The 20,117-nt window shown below is 71.8% G+C and carries 19 protein-coding genes and 1 pseudogene; 11 read left to right on the top strand and 9 right to left on the bottom strand.

The genetic code is table 11. The features are described 5' to 3' along the window. Positions 1-74 precede the first annotated feature (74 nt). The 4 genes from ACZ7L6_RS06390 (at position 75) to ACZ7L6_RS06375 (ending at position 3,928) form a co-directional block, all read left to right on the top strand. The gene (locus ACZ7L6_RS06390; protein ID WP_471920830.1) at positions 75-1,160 is read left to right on the top strand and encodes a WD40/YVTN/BNR-like repeat-containing protein; all 1,086 of its coding nucleotides are present in this window, start codon (positions 75-77) and stop codon (positions 1,158-1,160) included. A gap of 73 nt (positions 1,161-1,233) precedes the next feature. Continuing rightward, positions 1,234-1,911, top strand: a complete 678-nt coding sequence (locus tag ACZ7L6_RS06385; protein WP_471920829.1) for a uracil-DNA glycosylase — start codon at positions 1,234-1,236, stop codon at positions 1,909-1,911. After that, positions 1,908-2,885: an N-acetylglucosamine kinase gene (locus tag ACZ7L6_RS06380; RefSeq protein ID WP_471920828.1), complete on the top strand. Its 978-nt coding sequence runs from the start codon at positions 1,908-1,910 to the stop codon at positions 2,883-2,885. The genes ACZ7L6_RS06385 and ACZ7L6_RS06380 overlap by 4 nt, the downstream gene beginning before the upstream one ends. 119 nt (positions 2,886-3,004) lie before the next feature. After that, positions 3,005-3,928, top strand: a complete 924-nt coding sequence (locus ACZ7L6_RS06375; protein ID WP_471920827.1) for a sirohydrochlorin chelatase — start codon at positions 3,005-3,007, stop codon at positions 3,926-3,928. Positions 3,929-3,996: 68 nt separating this feature from the next. On the opposite strand, the gene ACZ7L6_RS06370 is transcribed toward ACZ7L6_RS06375, so the two are convergent. The 3 genes and pseudogenes from ACZ7L6_RS06370 to ACZ7L6_RS06360 form a co-directional block, all read right to left on the bottom strand. Continuing rightward, entirely contained in the window at positions 3,997-5,049 is a 1,053-nt protein-coding gene (locus ACZ7L6_RS06370) for a lactonase family protein (RefSeq protein WP_471920826.1), read from the bottom strand. A 237-nt stretch (positions 5,050-5,286) separates the two neighbouring features. Continuing rightward, a pseudogene (locus ACZ7L6_RS06365) lies at positions 5,287-5,724 on the bottom strand (LysR family transcriptional regulator); the annotation flags it as partial. Between the two features lie 10 nt (positions 5,725-5,734). Next, positions 5,735-7,231 carry an FUSC family protein gene (locus tag ACZ7L6_RS06360; protein WP_471920825.1) on the bottom strand — a complete coding sequence of 499 codons (1,497 nt, stop codon included), beginning with the start codon at positions 7,229-7,231 and terminating at the stop codon, positions 5,735-5,737. A gap of 217 nt (positions 7,232-7,448) precedes the next feature. On the opposite strand from ACZ7L6_RS06360, the gene ACZ7L6_RS06355 reads away from it, so the two are divergent. The 5 genes from ACZ7L6_RS06355 (at position 7,449) to ACZ7L6_RS06335 (ending at position 12,494) form a co-directional block, all read left to right on the top strand. Next, positions 7,449-7,928 (top strand): Lrp/AsnC family transcriptional regulator, encoded by a 480-nt coding sequence (locus ACZ7L6_RS06355; protein WP_471920824.1) that lies wholly within the window; start codon positions 7,449-7,451, stop codon positions 7,926-7,928. Positions 7,929-7,947: 19 nt separating this feature from the next. After that, the gene (locus ACZ7L6_RS06350) at positions 7,948-8,634 is read left to right on the top strand and encodes an HAD family hydrolase (protein ID WP_471920823.1); all 687 of its coding nucleotides are present in this window, start codon (positions 7,948-7,950) and stop codon (positions 8,632-8,634) included. Positions 8,635-8,794: 160 nt separating this feature from the next. Continuing rightward, the gene (locus ACZ7L6_RS06345) at positions 8,795-11,611 is read left to right on the top strand and encodes a beta-L-arabinofuranosidase domain-containing protein (RefSeq protein ID WP_471920822.1); all 2,817 of its coding nucleotides are present in this window, start codon (positions 8,795-8,797) and stop codon (positions 11,609-11,611) included. A 91-nt stretch (positions 11,612-11,702) separates the two neighbouring features. Beyond that, on the top strand, positions 11,703-12,155 hold the full coding sequence (locus ACZ7L6_RS06340; protein ID WP_471920821.1) for an SRPBCC family protein: 453 nt from the start codon (positions 11,703-11,705) through the stop codon (positions 12,153-12,155). A gap of 9 nt (positions 12,156-12,164) precedes the next feature. Then, a complete protein-coding gene (locus ACZ7L6_RS06335) occupies positions 12,165-12,494 on the top strand; it encodes a TfoX/Sxy family protein (RefSeq protein ID WP_471920820.1) in 330 nt (109 codons plus the stop codon). A 38-nt stretch (positions 12,495-12,532) separates the two neighbouring features. On the opposite strand, the gene ACZ7L6_RS06330 is transcribed toward ACZ7L6_RS06335, so the two are convergent. Then, the gene (locus ACZ7L6_RS06330) at positions 12,533-13,378 is read right to left on the bottom strand and encodes a LysR family substrate-binding domain-containing protein (RefSeq protein ID WP_471920819.1); all 846 of its coding nucleotides are present in this window, start codon (positions 13,376-13,378) and stop codon (positions 12,533-12,535) included. 58 nt (positions 13,379-13,436) lie between these two features. Between ACZ7L6_RS06330 and ACZ7L6_RS06325 the strand changes: the two genes are divergently transcribed. Beyond that, complete coding sequence (locus tag ACZ7L6_RS06325; protein WP_471920818.1) at positions 13,437-13,829, top strand: DUF5997 family protein; 393 nt, start codon at positions 13,437-13,439, stop codon at positions 13,827-13,829. 169 nt (positions 13,830-13,998) lie between these two features. Beyond that, complete coding sequence (locus ACZ7L6_RS06320; protein ID WP_471920817.1) at positions 13,999-16,170, top strand: TerD family protein; 2,172 nt, start codon at positions 13,999-14,001, stop codon at positions 16,168-16,170. 103 nt (positions 16,171-16,273) lie between these two features. Here ACZ7L6_RS06320 and paaE read toward each other — a convergent pair whose 3' ends face one another. From paaE to paaA, 5 genes are read right to left on the bottom strand one after another with little or no spacing between them, the layout of a single operon-like run. After that, positions 16,274-17,389, bottom strand: a complete 1,116-nt coding sequence (paaE, locus tag ACZ7L6_RS06315; protein ID WP_471920816.1) for a 1,2-phenylacetyl-CoA epoxidase subunit PaaE — start codon at positions 17,387-17,389, stop codon at positions 16,274-16,276. Beyond that, positions 17,390-17,899 (bottom strand): 1,2-phenylacetyl-CoA epoxidase subunit PaaD, encoded by a 510-nt coding sequence (paaD, locus tag ACZ7L6_RS06310; protein ID WP_471921781.1) that lies wholly within the window; start codon positions 17,897-17,899, stop codon positions 17,390-17,392. 2 nt (positions 17,900-17,901) lie between these two features. Next, positions 17,902-18,729, bottom strand: coding sequence for a 1,2-phenylacetyl-CoA epoxidase subunit PaaC (gene paaC, locus ACZ7L6_RS06305; protein WP_471920815.1), 828 nt, complete (start codon positions 18,727-18,729; stop codon positions 17,902-17,904). A 10-nt stretch (positions 18,730-18,739) separates the two neighbouring features. Then, positions 18,740-19,033 carry a 1,2-phenylacetyl-CoA epoxidase subunit PaaB gene (paaB, locus tag ACZ7L6_RS06300; protein WP_094051976.1) on the bottom strand — a complete coding sequence of 98 codons (294 nt, stop codon included), beginning with the start codon at positions 19,031-19,033 and terminating at the stop codon, positions 18,740-18,742. After that, on the bottom strand, positions 19,030-20,007 hold the full coding sequence (gene paaA, locus ACZ7L6_RS06295) for a 1,2-phenylacetyl-CoA epoxidase subunit PaaA (protein ID WP_471920814.1): 978 nt from the start codon (positions 20,005-20,007) through the stop codon (positions 19,030-19,032). The genes paaB and paaA overlap by 4 nt, the downstream gene beginning before the upstream one ends. Positions 20,008-20,117: the final 110 nt, after the last annotated feature.

The following is a 20,117-nucleotide window of genomic DNA, read 5'->3' as shown; positions in this document are numbered from 1 at the left end:
TCCAGAGGTGACTGTCAGTGCCGGGGTGCAGACTGGCCCGTACCTGAGACAAAGACGTCGCGGAGGTGATCGGCATGACCGAGGTACTGCTCGCCGTGGGCACGCGCAAGGGCTTGTTCATCGGGCGGAGGCGAGGTGGCACCTGGGAGTTCGACGAGAGCCCCTACTTCAACGCCCAGGCCGTGTACTCGGTAGCCATCGACACCCGGGACGAGCGTCCGCGACTGCTGGCGGGCGGCGACAGCGCGCACTGGGGTCCGTCCGTGTTCCACTCCGACGACCTGGGCCGCACCTGGACCGAACCGGCGCAGCCGGCCGTCAAGTTTCCGAAGGACACCGGGGCTTCGCTGGAGCGCGTGTGGCAGCTGCACCCGGCAGCCGCGGAGCCGGACGTCGTATACGCGGGCACGGAACCGGCCGCGCTCTACCGCTCGGACGACCGCGGCGAGACCTTCGAGCTCGTGCGCCCGCTGTGGGAGCACCCCACGCGGTCCAAGTGGGTGCCGGGCGGCGGCGGTGAGGGCCTGCACACCGTGCTCACCGACAGGCGTGACCCGAAGGCCGTGACGGTGGCCGTCTCGACCGCCGGCGTGTTCAAGACCACCGACGGCGGCGCGAGCTGGGTGCCCTCCAACTCCGGTGTCTCCGCGGTGTTCCTGCCGGACCCGAACCCGGAGTTCGGACAGTGCGTGCACAAGGTCGCGCGCGACGCGGCCAATCCGGACCGCCTCTATCTGCAGAACCACTGGGGCGTCTACCGCAGCGACGACGCGGGCGCGCACTGGACGGACATCGGCGAGGGCCTGCCGTCGACGTTCGGTTTCGCGGCCGCCGCCCACCCACACCGCGGCGACACGGCCTACGTCTTCCCGATCAACGCCGACTCCGACCGCGTGCCGGCCGACCATCGATGTCGGGTCTTCCGTACGGCGGACGCGGGCAAGACGTGGGAGCCGTTGTCGTCCGGACTGCCGCAGGAGGACCACTACGGCACGGTGCTGCGCGACGCGATGTGCACGGACGACGCGGACCCGGCGGGCGTGTACTTCGGCAACCGCAACGGCGAGGTGTTCGCGTCGGCCGACGACGGCGACAGCTGGAAGCAACTGGCATCGCATCTGCCGGACGTGCTGTGTGTACGGGCCGCGGTGATCGGATGAGCCGTCAGAGCTTACGGGCCGGTCTTGGCCACTGGTTGATCGCCGCTGCCGCTACGGCAGTAGGGTGACGCCCGTGGCACCACGACCCTTGCATGAAATCGTCGAACCGGGCTGGGCGAAGGCCCTGGAACCCGTTGCCGAACGGATCGCCTCGATGGGCGACTTCCTGCGCGCGGAGATCGCCGCGGGACGCACCTATCTGCCGGCCGGAGAGAACGTCCTGCGGGCCTTCCAGCAGCCCTTCGACGAGGTAAGGGTCCTGATCGTCGGACAGGACCCCTACCCCACCCCGGGCCATGCCGTGGGGCTGTCGTTCTCGGTAGCGCCTGAGGTACGTCCGCTGCCCGGCAGTCTCATCAACATCTTCCGGGAGCTGAACACGGACCTGGGGCTGCCGCAGCCGTCCAACGGTGATCTGACACCGTGGACCCAGCAGGGCGTGCTGCTGCTCAACAGGGCGCTCACGACGGCTCCGCGCAAACCGGGCGCCCATCGCGGCAAGGGCTGGGAGGAGGTCACCGAGCAGGCCATCCGTGCGCTGGCCGGGCGCGGCAAGCCGCTGGTGTCCATCCTGTGGGGCCGCGACGCCCGCAACGCCCGCCCCCTGCTCGGCAACCTCCCCTCGGTGGAGTCGGCCCACCCCTCCCCCATGTCCGCCGACCGCGGCTTCTTCGGCTCCCGCCCCTTCAGCCGGGCCAACGACCTGCTGATCCGTCAGGGAGGACAGCCCGTGGACTGGCGCCTGCCGTGAGCGAGCCCTCCGGGTTCCTCGCCGTCGACTCCGGAGGCTCGGGCCTGCGAGTCGTCGTCGGCACCGTCGAGCGGGGGGTCCTGGCTCGGCGGGAGTCCCGCGAGCCGGTCCGTGTCGGGGACCGGGGCATCGACCCCGCGCACCTGATGGAGCAACTGGTGCCCATGGGGCGGGCGTTGGTCGCCGAGAGCGGAGTCGAACGGCTGGGTACGGCCGTGATCGGGGCCGCCGGGCTCGCCGGCCTGGGCGATGCCCTGCGCGCCGAGTTGCCGGCGGCGCTGGAGCGGGAGTTCGGCATCGGGCGCCTCGCTCTCGCCGCCGATGCCGTCACCGCGTATGTCGGTGCTCTCGGGCAGCGGCCCGGTGCCGTGGTCGCCGCCGGTACCGGGCTGATCGCGATGGGCACGGATCTGACGCGCTGGCGCCGTGCGGACGGCTGGGGGCATCTGCTCGGCGACTGCGGCAGCGGTGCGTGGATCGGGCGGGCCGGGCTGGAGGCGGCCCTGCGCTCGTACGACGGGCGGCCCGGCGGGTCGGCCGCGTTGCTCGCCGGCGCGGAGGAGACCTTCGGCCCGATGCCCGGGCTGCCCGGCAAGCTGTATCCGCGCCCGGACCGCCCCGCCGTCCTCGCCTCCTTCGCTCCCCAGGTGGCCGCCTGCGCCGACTCCGACCCCGTGGCGGCGGACATCCTGCGGGCCGCCGCACGGCACATGGCCGAGTCCGCGGCCGCCGTCTGCCCCACGACCGGCGAGCCCCAAGTCGCGCTCACCGGCGGGCTGCTCAAGATGGGCGACCCTCTTGTCGTACCGCTGGAAGAGGAGTTGTCGACGCGACTGCCGCACGCACGGCACGTGCCGGCCGCCGGGGATCCGTTGCTGGGCTCCGTGCGCATCGCGACCGATCTGGCCCCGGGAGAGCTCGCTCTGCCGGGTGACGAGGCGCTGCTCTGCGTGGTGACCCGAAAGGGGGACTGATCCCCCGGGCCGTTCGGTTCCGCTCTGCAGGTAACTCAATCAGACAAAAGCGGACGGATACCGCTCACCTGCACCCTCCCCGAACAGGGGAGCCCAGGAAGCCAGTAACATGCGTCGCCATGAGCTCCCCCACTGGGCCCGCGTCCGGCCTGCCAGTACGAATGCCGCGACCTCGTCAGCCCGGGCGGCACCGCCGACCCGAGCCCCTGGCGGCTCCCGAGGGCGCGCCCGCGCTCGTGCTCGCGGTGCCGGGCACGCCGAGCGCCGCCACCCGCGGCCTCGCCGAGGAGGTCGTGAGCATCGCCCGCTCCGAGCTTCCCGGCCTCGACGCCCGGATCGGGTACGTCGACGGCGACGACGTGGAGTTCCCCACGCTCCAGTCGGTGCTCGTGCGCGCCGCCGAGGAGCGCACCGCCCGCTATGAGCAGGCGCTCGCCGCGGGTGTGGAGGTCAAGGAGCCGGATGGCCCCGTCGCCGTGGTCGTGCCGCTGCTGGCCGGCCCGGACAGCGCGCTGCTGCGCGTCATCCGCCAGGCCGTGATGGACAGCCGGGTCGCGGCCGACCTCACCGACGTGCTGGGACCGCACCCGCTGCTCGCCGAGGCGCTGCACGTGCGTCTGTCGGAGGCCGGTCTGGCCCGCGCCGACCGTGCCCGCCTGTTCACCGTGGCGACCGCCGCGGACGGCATCATCCTGGCCTCCGTCGGCGGCGAGGAGGCCGTGCAGGCGGCCGGGATCACCGGCATGCTGCTCGCCGCGCGCCTGGCCGTGCCGGTGATGGCCGCGGCCCTGGACCAGGACGGCTCGATCTCGGCCGTCGCCGAGCAGCTGCGGTCCTCGGGCTCGCAGCAGCTGGCGCTGGCGCCGTACCTGATAGGGCCGGAGATCGACCCGAGCCTGATCGCTCAGGCCGCGCACGAGGCGGGCTGCTCCGCCGCCGAGGCGCTCGGCCCCTACCCGGCGATCGGCAAGCTCGCCCTGTCGAAGTACACGACGGCGCTGGGCATCGTCCCGCCGCAGCCGCAGGGCGCGCCGGTCCGCTGACGCGCGCGACACAGCCGTAACGCCGAAGGGCCCGCTCCACATCGGGGAGCGGGCCCTTCGGCATACGGTCATGCCCTGCCCGGGTCCGGGCCGATGACCACGCAGGACGCCGCGGGCACCTGGATCGAGCCCTCGTAGCGCGGGAGCCCCAGGTCCGGGTCCACGGTGAACCAGGACACGTCCCCGGAGCGCTCGTTCGCGACGTACAGGAAGCCGCCCGCCTCGGTGATCGCACGCGGCCAGTGCCCGGCGCAGGTCACCGTCGCGACCAGGCGCAGTTCCTCGCCCTCGACGGCGAACGTGGAGAGCACGTCCTCTCCGCGGGTGGCGGTCCACACGAAGCGGCCGTCGGGCGAGGCGACGATCCCCGAGGGATAGGCGTCCCCGGCCGGCGCGCCGGGCAGCACCGGTGTCTCCGCCAGTGGCTTCAGCGTGCCGTCTTCGGCGTCCCAGTGGCAGACGGTGACGGTGGGGGTGAGTTCGTTGAGGACGTACGCGTAGCCGCCGTGCGGGTGGAAGGCCAGGTGGCGGGGGCCCGAGCCGGGCCGCAGGGCGATCTCCCGGTGCAGGTCGGGCGTCCCGTCGGCCAGGGTGCACACCCGTACCGAGTCCGTGCCCAGGTCGACGCTGACCGCCCAGCGGCCGCTCGGATCGGGCTGTACCTGGTGGGCGTGCGGGCCCTGCTGGCGGGGCGTGTGCGGGCCGGAGCCGGTGTGGCGGAGGGCGCCGGACGGGGCGTCCGCGAGGGTGCCGTCGGCGCGGACGGGGACGGCGGTGACGCTGCCGGTGCCGTAGTTGGCGGTCAGGACGTGGCCGGCGAACAGGCTGAGATGCACGGGGCCGCTGGCGCCCACCGGCACCGGCGGTCCGAGCGGCTCCGGAGCATCCCCGGTCACGCGGTACGCGGCCACCGCGCCCTCGGCCGTCTCGCTGACCGCGTAGAGGGTGTCGCCGCCGGGCGACAGGGCCAGGTACGCGGGGTCGGGCATGTCGTTCACCCGGCTCAGCGCGGTCAGCGCGCCGGTGCCCGCGGCCACGGCGGCCACGGTGATGCCCTGGCCACCGGCCGCCGTGAACGACCCGATGTAGGCCCGTCCTCCCCGTCTGCCGACGTCTGCCACCGTTGTCCCCTTCCGGTCGGGTGCCGTCCAGGGCGACGGTAGCAGCGGATGACTATCGGTCTAGACCAAAACTCCGTGCGGGGACGGAGGTTCCGCACGGCACACACAGGAGGTTCACCCGCGGGCCGCTCCCGCACGGCTCGCGGGTGCCGTGCGTCCGACGGTGCGGAGTTACCCGGCGGACGGGCTGATCCACCCTCTGGGCGGTCGACAAAGCGATTTGACCACGCGGGTGGGTCAGGAGAGCCAGTCGCTGTAGCGCGTGGGGGCGAGGTGGGCGTTCTTGTCGGTGAGGACGTCACCCTTGATCACGGCGAACATTCCGGCGGTGGGGTCGGTGACGACCGTACGCTTGTCGCTCTTGTGGGACAGGGTGATCCGGCCCAGCTCGTCCAGGGTGAAGACCTCGGGGCCGCCGATGTCGCGGATGCCGTTCAGCGGGCTGCCCACGGCGACCTTCGCCACCGCGTCGGCCACGTCCTTGGCCGCGATCGGCTGGATCGGCGTGGCGGGCAGCCGTACGGTGTCGCCGTCGGCGGTCCAGGACATGACCGCGTCCATGAACTCCATGAACTGCGTCGCCCGGACGATCGAGTACGGGATCGGCCCGGCCGCCAGGATGCTCTCCTGCAGCGCCTTGGCCCGGTAGTAGTCCAGCTCAGGCACCTGGTCCAACCATGCAGAGCTACGACTGCTGCGCCACGAGCCGCGCATCGGACGGCGCGCGCAGGGGCTGGGCCAGCTCGGCCAGGGCCCGCTCCAGGCCGTGGAGATGGGCCAGCGCGGGATGTGACGCCGCCGGCTGTGCGGTGGGGGCGGTGACGTCCGTGCCGCCGGTGAGCGCCTCGACCGCGGCCTCGACGCGCCAGCACGCGGCGGCCAGGCGGGCGTCGTGCGAGGCCTCCGGGTCGGCGGCAACGGCGACCAGGCCGCGGATCTCGCGGGCGCAGTCGTCGAGCAGGGCCAGCACGCGCCGGGCACGCCGCTTGCGGGCCGGCATCGGGTTCAGCGGGTGCACGAGGGGGGCGACCGAGAGCCGGACCCGGGCGAGCAGCTGCTCCAGTTCGGCCACCCGCGAGGCCGGGTCGGCGCTCTCGTCACCGGCGAGGCGTGCGGCGGCTTCGGCGGTGGCCGCGTGGACGCAGCGCAGGGCCCGCTGGATCCAGGCGTCGGTGACGGTGTGGGTGGTGACGGGCAGGACGAACAGCACGGCCAGCACCGCACCGAGCGCGCCCACGCCGGTCTCGGCCAGCCGCAGCGCCAGCAGGGCGGGGTCGAGGACGCCCAGGAGGCCGTAGAGGAGCTCGGCGAGCACCGTGACGCAGAGCATCATCCAGGTGTAGGAGACGGCGGCCGTGTAGAAGATGCCGAAGACGCAGACGGCGAGGAGCACGGCCGTCGGGACGGCCGCGCCCTGCAGCGGGACGGCGACGAGCAGGCCGAGGCCGATGCCGATCACCGTGCCGAGTACTCGGCGGAAGCCGCGGACCAGGGTCTCGCCGCGCGAGGCGGTGTTGACGAAGATCCACCAGGTGGCGCCGACGGCCCAGTACCAGCGCTGCCCGGACACCAACTGGCCCACCACGAGGGCGAAGCCCGCGCCGGCGGTGGCCTGGATCGCCTGGCGCGTGGTCACCCGGGCCAGTCCGCTGCCGCCCGGCGGTGCGGGCACGGGCGCCGGGGGCGTACGGCGTTCGTAGCACCACAGCCCGAAGCGCACCACGGCCGCGGTGAGCAGGGACAGCAGGACGGCGGCGTAGAGCTCGGGCAACTGTCGCGGGGTCGCCTGCAGGAACTGCGCCACGAAGAAGGTCATGAACGCGAACACACCGAGGCTGTGCCCGCGCGGCCCCCAGCGGCGGGCATAGACGCCGGCGCCGACGACGGCGAGGAACGTGAAGTCGCGGGCGACCGGGTGGTCGTGCAGCTCGGCCGCCGCGGCGAGGACGGGCAGGCCGACGACCGGCAGCAGCGCGGTGGTGACCGCCTGCCCGCGGACGGTGGAGTCGGTGACGGTGAACAGGGCGAGCAGCGCGGCGAGCCCGCCGGTGACGGCACCGACGAGGGAGTGTCCGGCCAGTGAGCAGACCACGACCGCGAGCCCGATGCCGAGGACGGCCCGCACGGCGGAGCGCAGCCGCGCCCGCCCCGGGTCCGGCGCCACGAACACCCTCTTCAGCACTGCTTTCGGCCCCCTTCGACACGTACATACGACACGGCATGAAAAAGGCGCCGCGGGGTCCGCAGCGCCATCGACGCACTCATTGCAGCACCAATGAGCTGCCTGGCTCAAGTGTCACCTAGGATGCTGAGCCATTGGCACAGACATAACGGTCCTGGGACGTCCACCGGCGAGCCAACGGACCATCGATGAACCATCGTGGAGGAGGCCGGGCACCATGGCCGTGGACGAGCTGGACACCCGCATCCTGCGACTGCTGCTGGAGCAGCCCCGCACGAGCGTGCGCGAGTACGCCCGCATCCTCGGCGTCGCGCGCGGCACCTTGCAGGCACGGCTCGACCGGCTGGAACGGGACGGCGTGGTCACCGGCACCGGGCCGACCCTCTCCCCCGCCGCCCTCGGCCATCCGGTGCTGGCCTTCGTACACATCGAGGTCACCCAGGGCCACCTCGACGACGTGGGCGACGCCCTCGCGGCCGTGCCGGAGATCGTCGAGGCCTTCTCGATCACGGGCGGCGGGGACCTGCTGACCCGGGTGGTGGCCCGCGACAACGCCCATCTGGAGGACGTGATCCAGAAGCTGATCAGTCTGCCCGGCGTCGTCCGCACCCGCACCGAGGTGGCCCTGCGCGAGCGCGTCCCGCACCGGCTGCTGCCGCTGGTGGAGTCGGTCGGGCGGGCGGCGGTCCGGAAATGACCTTTGACATCCTGGGGCCATGAGCGGTCTCAGCGGCCTTTCGGTCATCTTCGATCTCGACGGCACGCTCGTGGACAGCGAGCCCAACTACTACGAGGCGGGCCGACAGGTTCTCGCCGAGCACAGCGTCCCCGACTTCACCTGGGCGGATCACGAGCGGTACGTGGGGATCAGCACGCTGGAGACGGTCACGCTCTGGAAGCGCGAGTACGGCCTGCGGGCCTCGGTCGAGGAGCTGCTCGCCGCCAAGAACCGCCGCTATCTGGACCTCGCCCGCACCGCCACGCGCGCGTACCCCGAGATGCGCAAGTTCGTGGAACTGCTGGCCACCGACGGCGTCCCGATGGCCGTGGCGTCGGGTTCGTCGCCCGAGGCCATCACGGCGATCCTGGCCGGCACGGGCCTGAACGCCCACCTGCGCACCGTCGTCTCGGCCGACGAGGTCGAGCAGGGCAAGCCCGCCCCCGACGTCTTCCTGGAGGCGGCCCGCCGACTGGGCGCCGCGCCGGCCGACTGCGTGGTCGTGGAGGACGCCGCCCCCGGTGCCGCCGCCGCACACGCGGCCGGCATGCGGTGCATCGCGGTCCCGTACGTGGCCGCCCAGGCGGACGCCCCGGAGTTCGCGACGGCCGGTCTGCTACTGCGAGGGGGACAGGGGGAGTTCACGGCGCGGTCGGCGTATGACTGGCTGTGCCGGGCGAGGTAGGGACGAGCCAGCCTTCCACTCGAACCAAAACGCTCGAGACCCGTTGACCCTCACCCGTCCCCTCCCTATCGTCTGATCGATCATTCGTACGCCGTCCGTAATACCGAACAGCGATACCGAACATCGAAGGCGACCCCCCCCCACACACGGAGGAGCACACATGGCACCGCCCCTCTCCAGACGATCCCTTCTCCAGGCCGCCGCCCTCGCCACGGCGGCCCCCGCGATCAGCTACACGGCAACCGGCCCGGCAGCGGCCGCCGTTCAGGAGGCGCAGGCTGTGACCCCGACTGCCTGGACCGTCCAGCCCTTCGCCCTGGACGACGTGGCCCTCAGGCCCGGACTCTTCGCCGACAAGCGGCAGTTGATGCTCGACCACGCCCGTGGCTACGACGTCAACCGGCTGCTGCAGGTCTTCCGCGCCAACGCCGGCCTCGCCACCGGCGGCGCGGTCGCGCCCGGTGGTTGGGAGGGGCTGGACGGGGAGGCCAACGGGAACCTGCGCGGTCACTACACCGGGCACTTCCTGACCATGCTGTCCCAGGCCTACGCCGGCACCGGCGAGCAGGTGTTCATCGACAAGATCCGCACCATGGTCGGGGCGCTGACCGAGGTGCGCGAGGCGCTGCGCAAGGATCCGGCCGTGCTGAGCGTCGGCGGGAGGTTCGGCACCGCCGTCGAGAACGTCCGCGGCTCGTATCAGTACGTCGACCTGCCCGCCGCCGTCCTCGGGGGCGCCTCCGCGATCACCCTGTCGGCCTGGGTGAAGCCCACCCACGACGGCAACTGGGCGCGCGTCTTCGACTTCGGCGACAACACCACCCGGTACATGTATCTGGCCGCCCGGAATGCCAACGGTGTGCCGCGCTTCGCCATCACCACCGGCGGACCGGGCGGCGAGCAGGGCCTCGACGGCACCGCCGCGCTTGCGCTGAACCAGTGGAGCCACCTCGCGGTCACCATCGCGGGCGGCACCGGGACGCTGTACGTCAACGGCACCGCGGTGGCCCGGAACCCGGCGATGTCCCTCACCCCTGCCGCGCTCGGCACCCTCGCCAACAACTGGCTCGGCCGCTCCAACTTCTCCACCGACCCCGTCTTCGCGGGCGCCTTCGACGAGTTCAACGTCTGGTCGCGCGCCCTGACCGCCGCCGAGATCACGGAGTTGCAGAGCCGCCGCGCGGCCGACGCCTCCGCCGGCCGCGGCGATCTGGCGTCGTACGCCTTCGACGAGACCTCCGGCGGGACGCTCGCCGACGCCTCCGGCCGCGGCCTCACCGCCACCCTGCGCCGCACCTGGGGCGGGCCCAGCCACCCCGGCTTCCTGGCGGCGTATCCGGAGACGCAGTTCATCGACCTGGAGTCGAGGACCACCAGCGACTACACGAAGGTCTGGGCGCCGTACTACACCGCCCACAAGATCCTCAAGGGCCTGCTCGACGCCTACCTCGCCACGGACGACGCCCGGGCCCTCGACCTCGCGTCCGGCATGTGCGACTGGATGTACTCAAGGCTGTCCAAGCTGCCCGAGGCCACCCTGCAGCGCATGTGGGGGCTGTTCTCCAGCGGTGAGTTCGGCGGCATCGTCGAGGCGGTCTGCGAGCTGCACACGATCAGCGGCAAGGCCGAACACCTCGCGCTGGCCCAGCTGTTCGACCTCGACCGGCTCATCGACAACTGCGCCGCGAACACCGACATCCTCGACGGGCTGCACGCCAACCAGCACATACCGATCTTCACCGGTTACCTGCGGCTGTACGACGCGACCGGCAAGGCCCGCTATCTCGACGCCGCCCGGAACTTCTGGGGCATGGTCGTGCCGCACCGCATGTACGGCATCGGCGGCACCAGCACCGGCGAGTTCTGGAAGGCGCGGGACGTCATCGCGGGCACGATCAGTGCCACCACCGCCGAGACGTGCTGTGCGTACAACATGCTGAAGCTGAGCCGGACACTGTTCTTCCACGAGCAGCAGCCGAAGTACATGGACTACTACGAGCGGGCCCTCTACAACCAGGTCCTCGGCTCCAAGCAGGACAAGGCGGACGCCGAGAAGCCGCTCGTCACCTACTTCATCGGGCTGACGCCCGGTCATGTGCGCGACTACACGCCCAAGCAGGGAACGACCTGCTGCGAGGGCACCGGCATGGAGAGCGCCACCAAGTACCAGGACTCGGTGTACTTCAAGGCCGCCGACGGCAGCGCCCTGTACGTCAACCTGTACAGCCCGTCCCAACTGACATGGGCCGAGAAGGGAGTGACGGTAACTCAGTCCACCGCCTTCCCGCGGGAGCAGGGCACCACCCTCACCGTCGGCGGCGGCAGCGCGGCCTTCGCCCTGCGGCTGCGCGTGCCGTCGTGGGCCACCGCCGGTTTCCAGGTGACGGTCAACGGCAGTGCGGTGAGCGGTACTCCGACGCCGGGCAGCTACTTCACCGTGTCGCGGACGTGGCGCAGTGGGGACACGGTGCGGATCTCGATGCCCTTCCGGCTCCGGGTGGAGAAGGCGATCGACGACCCCGCACTGCAGACCCTGTTCTACGGCCCGGTCAATCTCGTCGGCCGCAACTCCTCGACGAGCTACCTTCAGGTGGGCCTGTACCGCAACGCCGGACTCTCCGGCAATCTGCTGCCCTCGCTCACCCCGGCGACCGGCAAGCCCCTCCACTACACCCTGGACGGCACCGAGTTCGCCCCGTTCTTCGAGGGCACCGAGGACCCGACCCACGCCTGCTTCCGGCGCTCCGAGCCCCGGGTGATCTTCGGCAACACCGACTCCGGCGTCGCCAATCCGGCGAAGTCCGACGGCACCACGCTCCTGGACGAGATCTGGGCCGGGGCTCCCTTCAGCGGCAAGGGCGCGCTGGTCTCCCGCGTGCGGTCCACCGTGAACGTCTGGGTGACCGCGGGTCTGCTCGGCCAGGCCGAGGGGCAGAGGGTCGTGCGTACGGCGGAGCAGGCCACGTACGCCCCATGACCCGCCGACCGGCATCCCCGCGCCGCGCGCTCGGCGCCCGGGGCGGGGATCCTGGAGTCAGCAGCGGATGCCTTCGCGAGGAGGTGGGGCCATGGCGATCGACGTGTCGGCGGAGCGGGTGATCCCGCTCCCTCCCGAGCAGGTGGCCGAATACGCCATGGACTGGCGCCACGACGCCGAGTGGACCCAGGGCATCCGTACCGCGGAGCAGACCCGCGAGGCCGACGCGGGCGGGTTCGGGGTCGGCGCCGAGGTGACGCGGACCGCGTACTTCCTGGGCCGTCGCATCGACTACGTGCTGCGCGTGGCGTCGTACGACTTCCCCCGGCTGCTCGACATGGTGTCCGTGGCCGGACCGATGCTGATGCACGTCACCTACGCCTTCGACCCGCACCCGGACGGCACGCTGGCCCGCATCCGAGTCCGCGGCGGCAACGGCGGCTTCTTCCGCCTGGCGGCCCCGCTCATGGCCCGCCAGGTCCGCTCGAACATCGGCAAGGACCTGCGCGACCTGGAGCGCAGGCTCGCGGGACGCGGTGAATGAGGTGTCTTCATGGCCTACGACGAAGGGCTCGCTCAGCGGGTCAGAGAGCGGCTCGGCGGTGAGGCGGGCGTCAGCGAGAAGCGTATGTTCGGCGGCATCGCCTTCCTGGTACACGGCAACATGGCCGTCGGCGTGAGCGGCGACGACCTCATGGTTCGCGTCGGCCCGGACGGCACCGACGCGGCCCTGGCCAGGCCGGGCACACGGATCTTCGACATGACCGGGCGGCCGATGCGGGGCTGGATCCTGGTCGCCGGGAACGCGCTCGATGACGACGAGGTGCTCGGGGCGTGGACCGACGAGGGGTGCGCCTTCGCGGCGAGCCTTCCGCCCAAGTGAGTCCGAGTCCGTCGCGACCGGCGAGTGAGTCCGGGCCGCTACGACCGGCGGCGGGGCTTACCGCGCCCGGGACTCTTTGCACCCTTCGCGCCCTTGGCGCCGCCGGAGCCACCCGAGCCGCCGCGTCGGCTGCGGCCGCCGGCTGTGGGCTGCCGCCGGGTGCCGCCGCCGGCTTCGGCCCGCTTGCGCTTCGGCTGTTCCTGTTGCGTGGCGGGCGGTGTCTGGGACGTCGTACGGCCGCGGGTGCTGTTGACCGTGCGGCCGCGGACGACGCCGATGAAGTCCTCGACCTGGTCGGTGGTCGCGTCCTCCGGCCAGGACAGGGCGACGCTCGACTGGGGGGCGTCCACGAGGGTGCGGTAGGTGAGGTCCCTGCGGTGGTGCAGGCGGGCCAGCGACTGGGGCACGACGAGCAGGCCGACGCCCGCAGCGACGAGTTCGACGGCGTCCGCGGTGGTCGCGGGGCGCTCGAAGGCGGGCTGTCCCGGGGGCCGGTCCCAGTCCAGGACGTCGTCGAGGGGGTGGAAGACGACCTCTTCGGCCAGGTCCTCGGCGGTCACCTCGTCGACGGCCGCGACGAGGTGGTCCTTGGGGACCACGACGACCGTGGTCTCGGTGTAGAGCGGGATGGCGCTGAAGACCGTACGGTCGACCGGCAGCCGCACGAAACCGGCGTCGGCGTCCCCCGCACGGAGCACGTCCTGCGCCTCGGCGGCGGGCACCGCGTGCAGGGTGAGGGGGATGTCGGGGAAGCGCTCCTCCCAGATCCGCACCCACTTCGCGGGGGTCACCCCCGGGACGTACGCGAGCCGGAAGGACGGCGCTGCTGCCGGGGCGGAAGGAGGTGCTTCCGGGGACGACGGGGGTACTTCCGAGCCTGTCACCTGGCCAGGTTACCGGCCGTGGTCGGCGCGGGTTCACCCAGTCGATACCCTGGACACCATGACGTCGCACCAGAACACCCAGACGATGAAGCCCGCCACCGCGGCGAAGAAGCTGGGTGTGTACCTCGAGGCCACCCCCGCCGAATTCCGTGAGGGTGTCGTCTCGCGCGCCGAGCTGAACGCGCTCCAGGCGGACCCGCCCCAGTGGCTTCAGGACCTGCGGCGCAACGGCCCGCACCCCCGCCAGGTCGTCGCCCAGAAGCTCGGCGTGTCCATCGCGGGTCTGGCCCGCGGCGGCGTCACGGACCCCCTCACCACCGAGCAGATCGAGGCGCTGAAGCAGGAGCAGCCCGAGTGGCTGCAGAAGGAGCGCGCCACCCAGGCCGAGGTCCGCAAGGAGACGGCCCGGATCAAGCAGCGCGACGCGGAGCGGGCGACGCGGCAGTCCTGACCTCGCCCTCACCGGTCGAGACGAGCCGCTCCCGCAGGCGTGCGTGCCGGACCTGGTGGACGGTGCCTGCTTGGCGTAGGGACGCCGCCTTCGTGGGCCTCGGTGAGGAAGGTCATCAGGCGCGAAAACCCGCATGCGAACACGCGTGTGGGTCTGGGACCATCCCGGAATGGTCCACCGTCTCGAACCCCTGGTCATCCGGCACACCCACCGCCTCCCCTCCCCCATGGGACCCGCCGGGGAAGGCGCCGTCGCGGCACGGCAGTTCGACGCCGCGTTGATGTCCGTGGGATTCAAGCTCTCGGCGGAGCTGCTGACCCGACTGTCGGGACTGTCCGAGAGCACGGTCGTCGACACCGCGGAGCGGACGCTGCGCACCGTCCGTGAGATGGCCGGCGACCATGTGCGGCACAACGTGTACTTCATCGACTTCCCGGCCAACGTTCCGGACACGTACGACTTCTGGATGCGCTGCATCGCCGAGGCACTCGCGGACGACTCGACGCGCGCGAGTGTTCTGGAGCAGTTGAGCGACGGTGTCGTCAACCTGCTCACCCTGCCGTCGTACGGCCGCTACCAGCACACGTACGCCGAGATGCTCGGCCACCACGAGGAGTTGATCGCGGCGGCGGGCGACCGTGTGACGGTGCTGCACCTCGGCGGCGACGCGGACGCCGAGGTCACCGCCCTGTACCTGGCGCTGGCGGGCAGCAGCACGCCCCTCGGTGAGGACGCCCTGCGTGATCTCGAGGTGCTCGCCGAGGCGTGCGCCGACGGGCCGCAGCCCGCGGAGATCCCGGTCCGGGAGAACCGTGCGGTGATCAACCGGGCTCGCCTGCAAGCCGGTTCGGAGCTCCTGCTGGACACGGTCACCGATGTGCTGCGGCTGGCCTGCGCGGTGTCCGACGGTGACGTGACCCTTGTGGCGCCGACCCGCTTCCGCGGGCTCTCCCGGCCGGTGCGCCGCGCGCTGCTGGCAGGCCTCGACTCGGTGGTCGCCGCCTCGCCCGCCAAGCTCGCGGACGTCCACGCGTACCGCGAGGACTTCAAGCGGCTGGGCGAGCGGCTGCACCCGCACGAGTACCCGCAGTGGCCGCACGCCGCCGACGTGTTCGCGGTCGCCCGGGGTGAGAAGAAGGCGCGTTCCTTCGACAGCCAGGTCGAGGAGCTGCTCGCTGTGCACGACGTCATCGGCGCCGCGAAGCTGCTGAAGTCCGCGCCCGGAAAGCTGTTCCGGTCGCTGGACCGGCTGCTGCGCATGGCCCGCACGCAGGAGGAGCGGGAGGCGGTCGTGGCGGCCGCGGAGGAGGTCGCTCCGCAGGTCGCCGGGCGGGTCGTGCTGTCGGTGCGCGAGCACCTGCACAACCGGATGGAGGACAGCAGCGAGCGCCGGGTCTTCGTCAATCGCCTCGGCCGGGCCTGGGTCACCGAGGACACACGCCCGCCCGTGCCGTCCGCCGATCAGCAGCGCCTGATCGCCGCTTGCGACGCGGAGCTGCGGCGCCGTCTCCCGGCGCCGGGTCATCTGCTGGTCGACCCGGACATCATGGACGTCGCGCTGCCGCTCAGCGGCAAGGCGATCTCCTCCGGCCTCGGTGTGCTGCCGCGCGGCTCGGTGTCTCCGGTCGACGGCGAGCTGCTGCGCTTCTTCGTGTACTGGAAGCAGAAGAGCCACGACACCGACTACGACCTGTCGGCACTGATGCTGGACGCCGGCTACCAGACCGTGTCGTGGCTGTCGTACACCAACCTCACCGATGTCGACGGCAAGCACTCCGGTGACATCACCGAAGCGCCCGACGGTGCCTCGGAGTTCATCGACCTGCGGCTGGGCGCCGTGCGCGGCACGTTCATCGTGCCGCAGGTCAACCTGTACTCGGGGGAGGGGTTCGAGGAGGTCGAGGAGTCGTTCTTCGGGTTCATGCTGCGCGAGGGCGAACAGAAGGGCCGTCCGTTCGAGGCACGCACGGTGCGCTTGAAGTCGGAGCTGCGCGGGCCCGGCCGGGTGGCGCTGCCGCTGGCGTTCCGGCGTGGGGCCGACGGTCGGTGGCGAGCCAAGTGGCTGCACCTGTATCTGAAGGGGACTCCGACGTCCAACCGGGTCGAGGGCAACCAGGTGTCGGTCGCGACGCTGCTGCGCGGCATCGTCGAGCGCGAGCAGCTCACGGTCCGCTACCTCACCGACCTGATGGCCGACAGCGCGACGGCCGTCACCGTGTGGGACGGGGAGACGGTCCCGACGGGTCCCGTGACCTACATCGGCCTGCAGCGGCCCGACGGGCTGCATCCGGAGTCGCGGATCCTCACCCTCGAAAATCTGCGCGACCTGATCCCCGCATGACTGTTAGAGTCGGCCGTGGCGAGGCCATGAAGGGGCTTCCTTCTCACAAACTCTCCTAAAGTTAGTCCCTTCGCTTTCCTCGCCACCTCTGCATACAGCCGGCTCAGCTGTCGTAGTCCACCGTCAGCTTCTCGGAGACGGCGTACGACTGGCAGGTCAGCACATACCCCGCCTCGACCTCCGCCGGTTCCAGCGCGAAGTTGCGCCGCATGTCCGCCTTGCCGTCGGTGACCAGGGCCCGGCAGGTGCCGCAGACGCCGCCCTTGCAGGCGAACGGCAGGTCGGGGCGGGTGCGTTGGGCGCCGTCCAGGATGGTCCGCTCCCTCGGCAGGGCCGCGGTGGTGGACCGCCCGTCGAGGGTGATGGTGACCTGGCTGACGGGCCCCTGCGGGCCGCCCTCCTCGTGGTGCACCTCCCGCACGGGCTCGTCGTCGGCGTAGAACAGCTCCTGGTGCACACGCTCCGCCGGGACGCCGAGGTCCGCCAGCACCCGCTGCGCGTCCCGGACCATCCCGTGCGGGCCGCACAGCCACCAGTGGTCGGCGGTCGTGACGTCGACCAGCGCGTCGATCAGCGTGGCCAGCCGGTCGGCGTCGATCCGGCCGGAGAGCACCTCCGCCTCGCGGGGCTCGCGGGACAGGACATGGGCGAGCTGGAACCGGGTCGGGTACAGGTCCTTCAGGTCCGCCAGCTCGTCGGCGAACATCACGGTGTCGGTGCGCCGGTTGCCGTAGAAGAGGGTGACCGTCGAGCGGGAGTCGGCGGCCAGGACTGACTCGGCGATGGACATCATGGGCGTGATGCCGGAGCCCGCCGCGATCAGCACGTGATGGCCGGGGGTCGTCAGGTCGGGGGTGAAGGCGCCGGTGGGGGCCATGACCTCGACGGTGTCGCCGGGGCGTACGTCGCTCACGAGCCAGGACGAGAAGATCCCGCCGGGCACGACCCGTACGCCGATGCGCGGGCTCGCCCCGACCGGCGAGCAGATCGAGTACGACCGCCGCTCGTCCCGCCCGTCGATCTCGCGCCGCAGCGTCAGCGACTGACCGGGCGCGAAGGCGAACTCCTCGGCCAGCTCGGCCGGGATGTCGAAGCTGACGGCGACCGCGTCCGCGCACAGGGGCTGTACGGCGGCGACGGTCAGGGGGTGGAAGGCCGGACGGCGGCGGGTGCGCGGGCGCGCCGCGGCAGCCGTCTGTGCTTCCTTCAGGCCTTCCATTCAGATCTCCTTGACGTACTCGAACGGCTCGTGGCAGGCGCGGCAGCGCCACAGCGCCTTGCAGGACGTGGCGGCGAAGCGGGAGGTCTCCTCGGTGTCCGCCGAGCCGCAGCGTGGGCAGGTCACCGCGCGCCGGGTGGGGGACAGCACGAGCGGGACGGGGCCGCCGCGCGGGGCCGGTCCGGGCGGGGCGATGCCGTGTTCGGCGAGCTTGCGGCGGCCGGCCGGGGTGATCCAGTCACTGGTCCACGGCGGGTCGAGCACGGTGCGGATCTCCACGCGCGCGTACCCCGCCTCACGCAGCCGCGCCGCGACGTCCGCGCGCATCTCGGCCATGGCCGGGCAGCCGGAGTAGGTCGGCGTCAGGCTGGCGACGACGGTGCCGTCCTCGGTCAGCTCGACGCCGCGCAGGACGCCCAGGTCGGCCAGCGTGAGCATGGGCAGCTCGGGGTCCGGCACCTGTGCGGCGATGTGCCGGGCGCGTCGTGCGTCGAGCAGGGTGGCCGGCATGATCACCACGCGGCTTCCGGGTGGGCGCGGGCGATGCCCTGCAACTCGGCCAGCAGGGGCGCGAGATGCTCGGTGTGCTCGCCCGTGCGGCCGGTGCCGGGCAGCGGCCGGTAGACGGGCATGGGCAGGCCGGCCGCCTCGGTGACCTGCTTCAGCACCGCGACGACCTCGTCCCGTACGTCGTACGCCGTGAACAACTCGCCCAGGTAGGGGGCCACTTGCTCCTGGGCCCGGCGCATCCGGCGGTGCGACTCGTCCGTGCCGTCGCCCAGGCGCACCGCCCACTCCGCCGCGTACTGCCGGTGGTAGGCCAGCTCCTTGACGCCCTTCGCAGCGATCGCCGCCAGCACGGGGTCCCGGTGCGACGTCAGTTGTTGGAAGTGCGCGAGGCGCCAGCTGGACAGCACCAGCAGCCGCACGATCGAGAACGCGAAGTCCCCGCCCGGGAGTTCCGCCAGGCGTACGTTGCGGAAGTCGCCGGCGTCCCGGAAGTAGGCGTAGGCGTCCTCGTCCCGTCCGGTGCCGTCGGCCTGGCCGGCGCGGGAGTAGAGCAGGCGGGCCTGGCCGAGGAGGTCGAGGCCGATGTTGGCCAGCGCCACCTCCTCCTCCAGCTCGGGGGCGCGGGTGATCCACTCCGCCAGGCGCTGCGCCGAGATCAGGGCGTCGTCGGCCAGCGCGACGCAGAGGGCGGCCAGTTCGCCGGTGTCGATGCCCTCGGGCACGGTGGTGTCGACGCCGTGCAGGGGGTCCTCGAAGCCGGTGCCGTAGGCCCAGCGGGTGTCGTCCTCGTGTCCCTCGGCGAGGGTCATGTAGACGTGGTCGTCACTCATGCCCTCTCCTTCAGATGTGCGGGACGTCGTCGGGGATGTCGTAGAAGGTCGGGTGGCGGTAGACCTTGTCGGCGCTGGGCTCGAAGAACGGGTCCTTCTCGTCGCGGGTCGAGGCGGCGATGTGCTCGGAGCGCACCACCCAGATCGACACGCCCTCGTTGCGCCGCGTGTACAGGTCGCGCGCGTGGGTGAGCGCCATCCGGTCGTCGGCGGCGTGCAGCGAGCCCACGTGGACGTGGTTGAGCCCGCGCTTGCCGCGCACGAACACCTCGTACAGCGGCCAGTCCTGCTTCCCGGCGGTCATGCCACCGCTCCCTTCTCCGTGCGGGCGGCCTGCTTGGCCGCGTGGGCGGTGGCCGCCTCCCGCACCCAGGCGCCTTCCTCGTGGGCGCTCCTGCGCCGCTCCATCCGCTGGGCGTTGCACGGGCCGTCGCCCTTGATGACCCGCATCAGCTCGTCCCAGTCGGGGGTGCCGAAGTCGTGGTGGCCTCGCTCGGCGTTCCAGCGCAGCTCGGGGTCGGGCAGGGTGACGCCGAGCTTCTCGGCCTGCGGGACGGTCATGTCGACGAACCGCTGACGCAGCTCGTCGTTGCTGTGCCGCTTGATCTTCCAGGCCATCGACTGGGCGGAGTTGGGTGAGGCGTCGTCGGGCGGACCGAACATCATCAGCGACGGCCACCACCAGCGGTTCACGGCGTCCTGCACCATCTCGCGCTGGGCCTCGGTGCCGCGCATCATCGTCATCAGCAGCTCGTAGCCCTGGCGCTGGTGGAAGGACTCCTCCTTGCAGATCCGCACCATGGCGCGCGCGTACGGCCCGTAAGACGACCGGCACAGCGGCACCTGGTTGCAGATCGCCGCGCCGTCCACGAACCAGCCGATCACGCCGACGTCGGCGAAGCTCAGGGTCGGGTAGTTGAAGATCGACGAGTACTTCTGGCGGCCCTCGATCAGCCGGTCGGTCAGGTCCGCGCGGTCGGCGCCGAGTGTCTCCGCCGCCGAGTACAGGTAGAGCCCGTGTCCGGCCTCGTCCTGCACCTTCGCGAAGAGGATCGCCTTGCGGCGCAGCGACGGGGCGCGGGTGATCCACTCCCCCTCGGGCTGCATGCCGATGATCTCCGAGTGGGCGTGCTGCGCGATCTGCCGGATCAGCGTCCTGCGGTAGCCGTCCGGCATCCAGTCGCGCGGCTCGATGCGCTGGTCGCGCGAGATCGTCGCGTCGAAGTGCTCCTGGAGCTGCCCCTCGGGGGGTGCCTCGGCGGCGTGTGATGTCGTCATCGATACCAGCTTCCCCAACCGACCATTCGTTCGGTACCAGTGTGACGTGTTTCCCGGGGTGGAGCAAGACCCTTCCCGCACGCGAAAACGGCCCAGGACACCCCCTCGGG

It is taken from the genome of Streptomyces sp. NPDC107522, from assembly GCF_055657525.1.
Note: the sequence above shows the minus strand (reverse complement) of the source record. Positions and strands in the feature narration are given on the sequence as shown.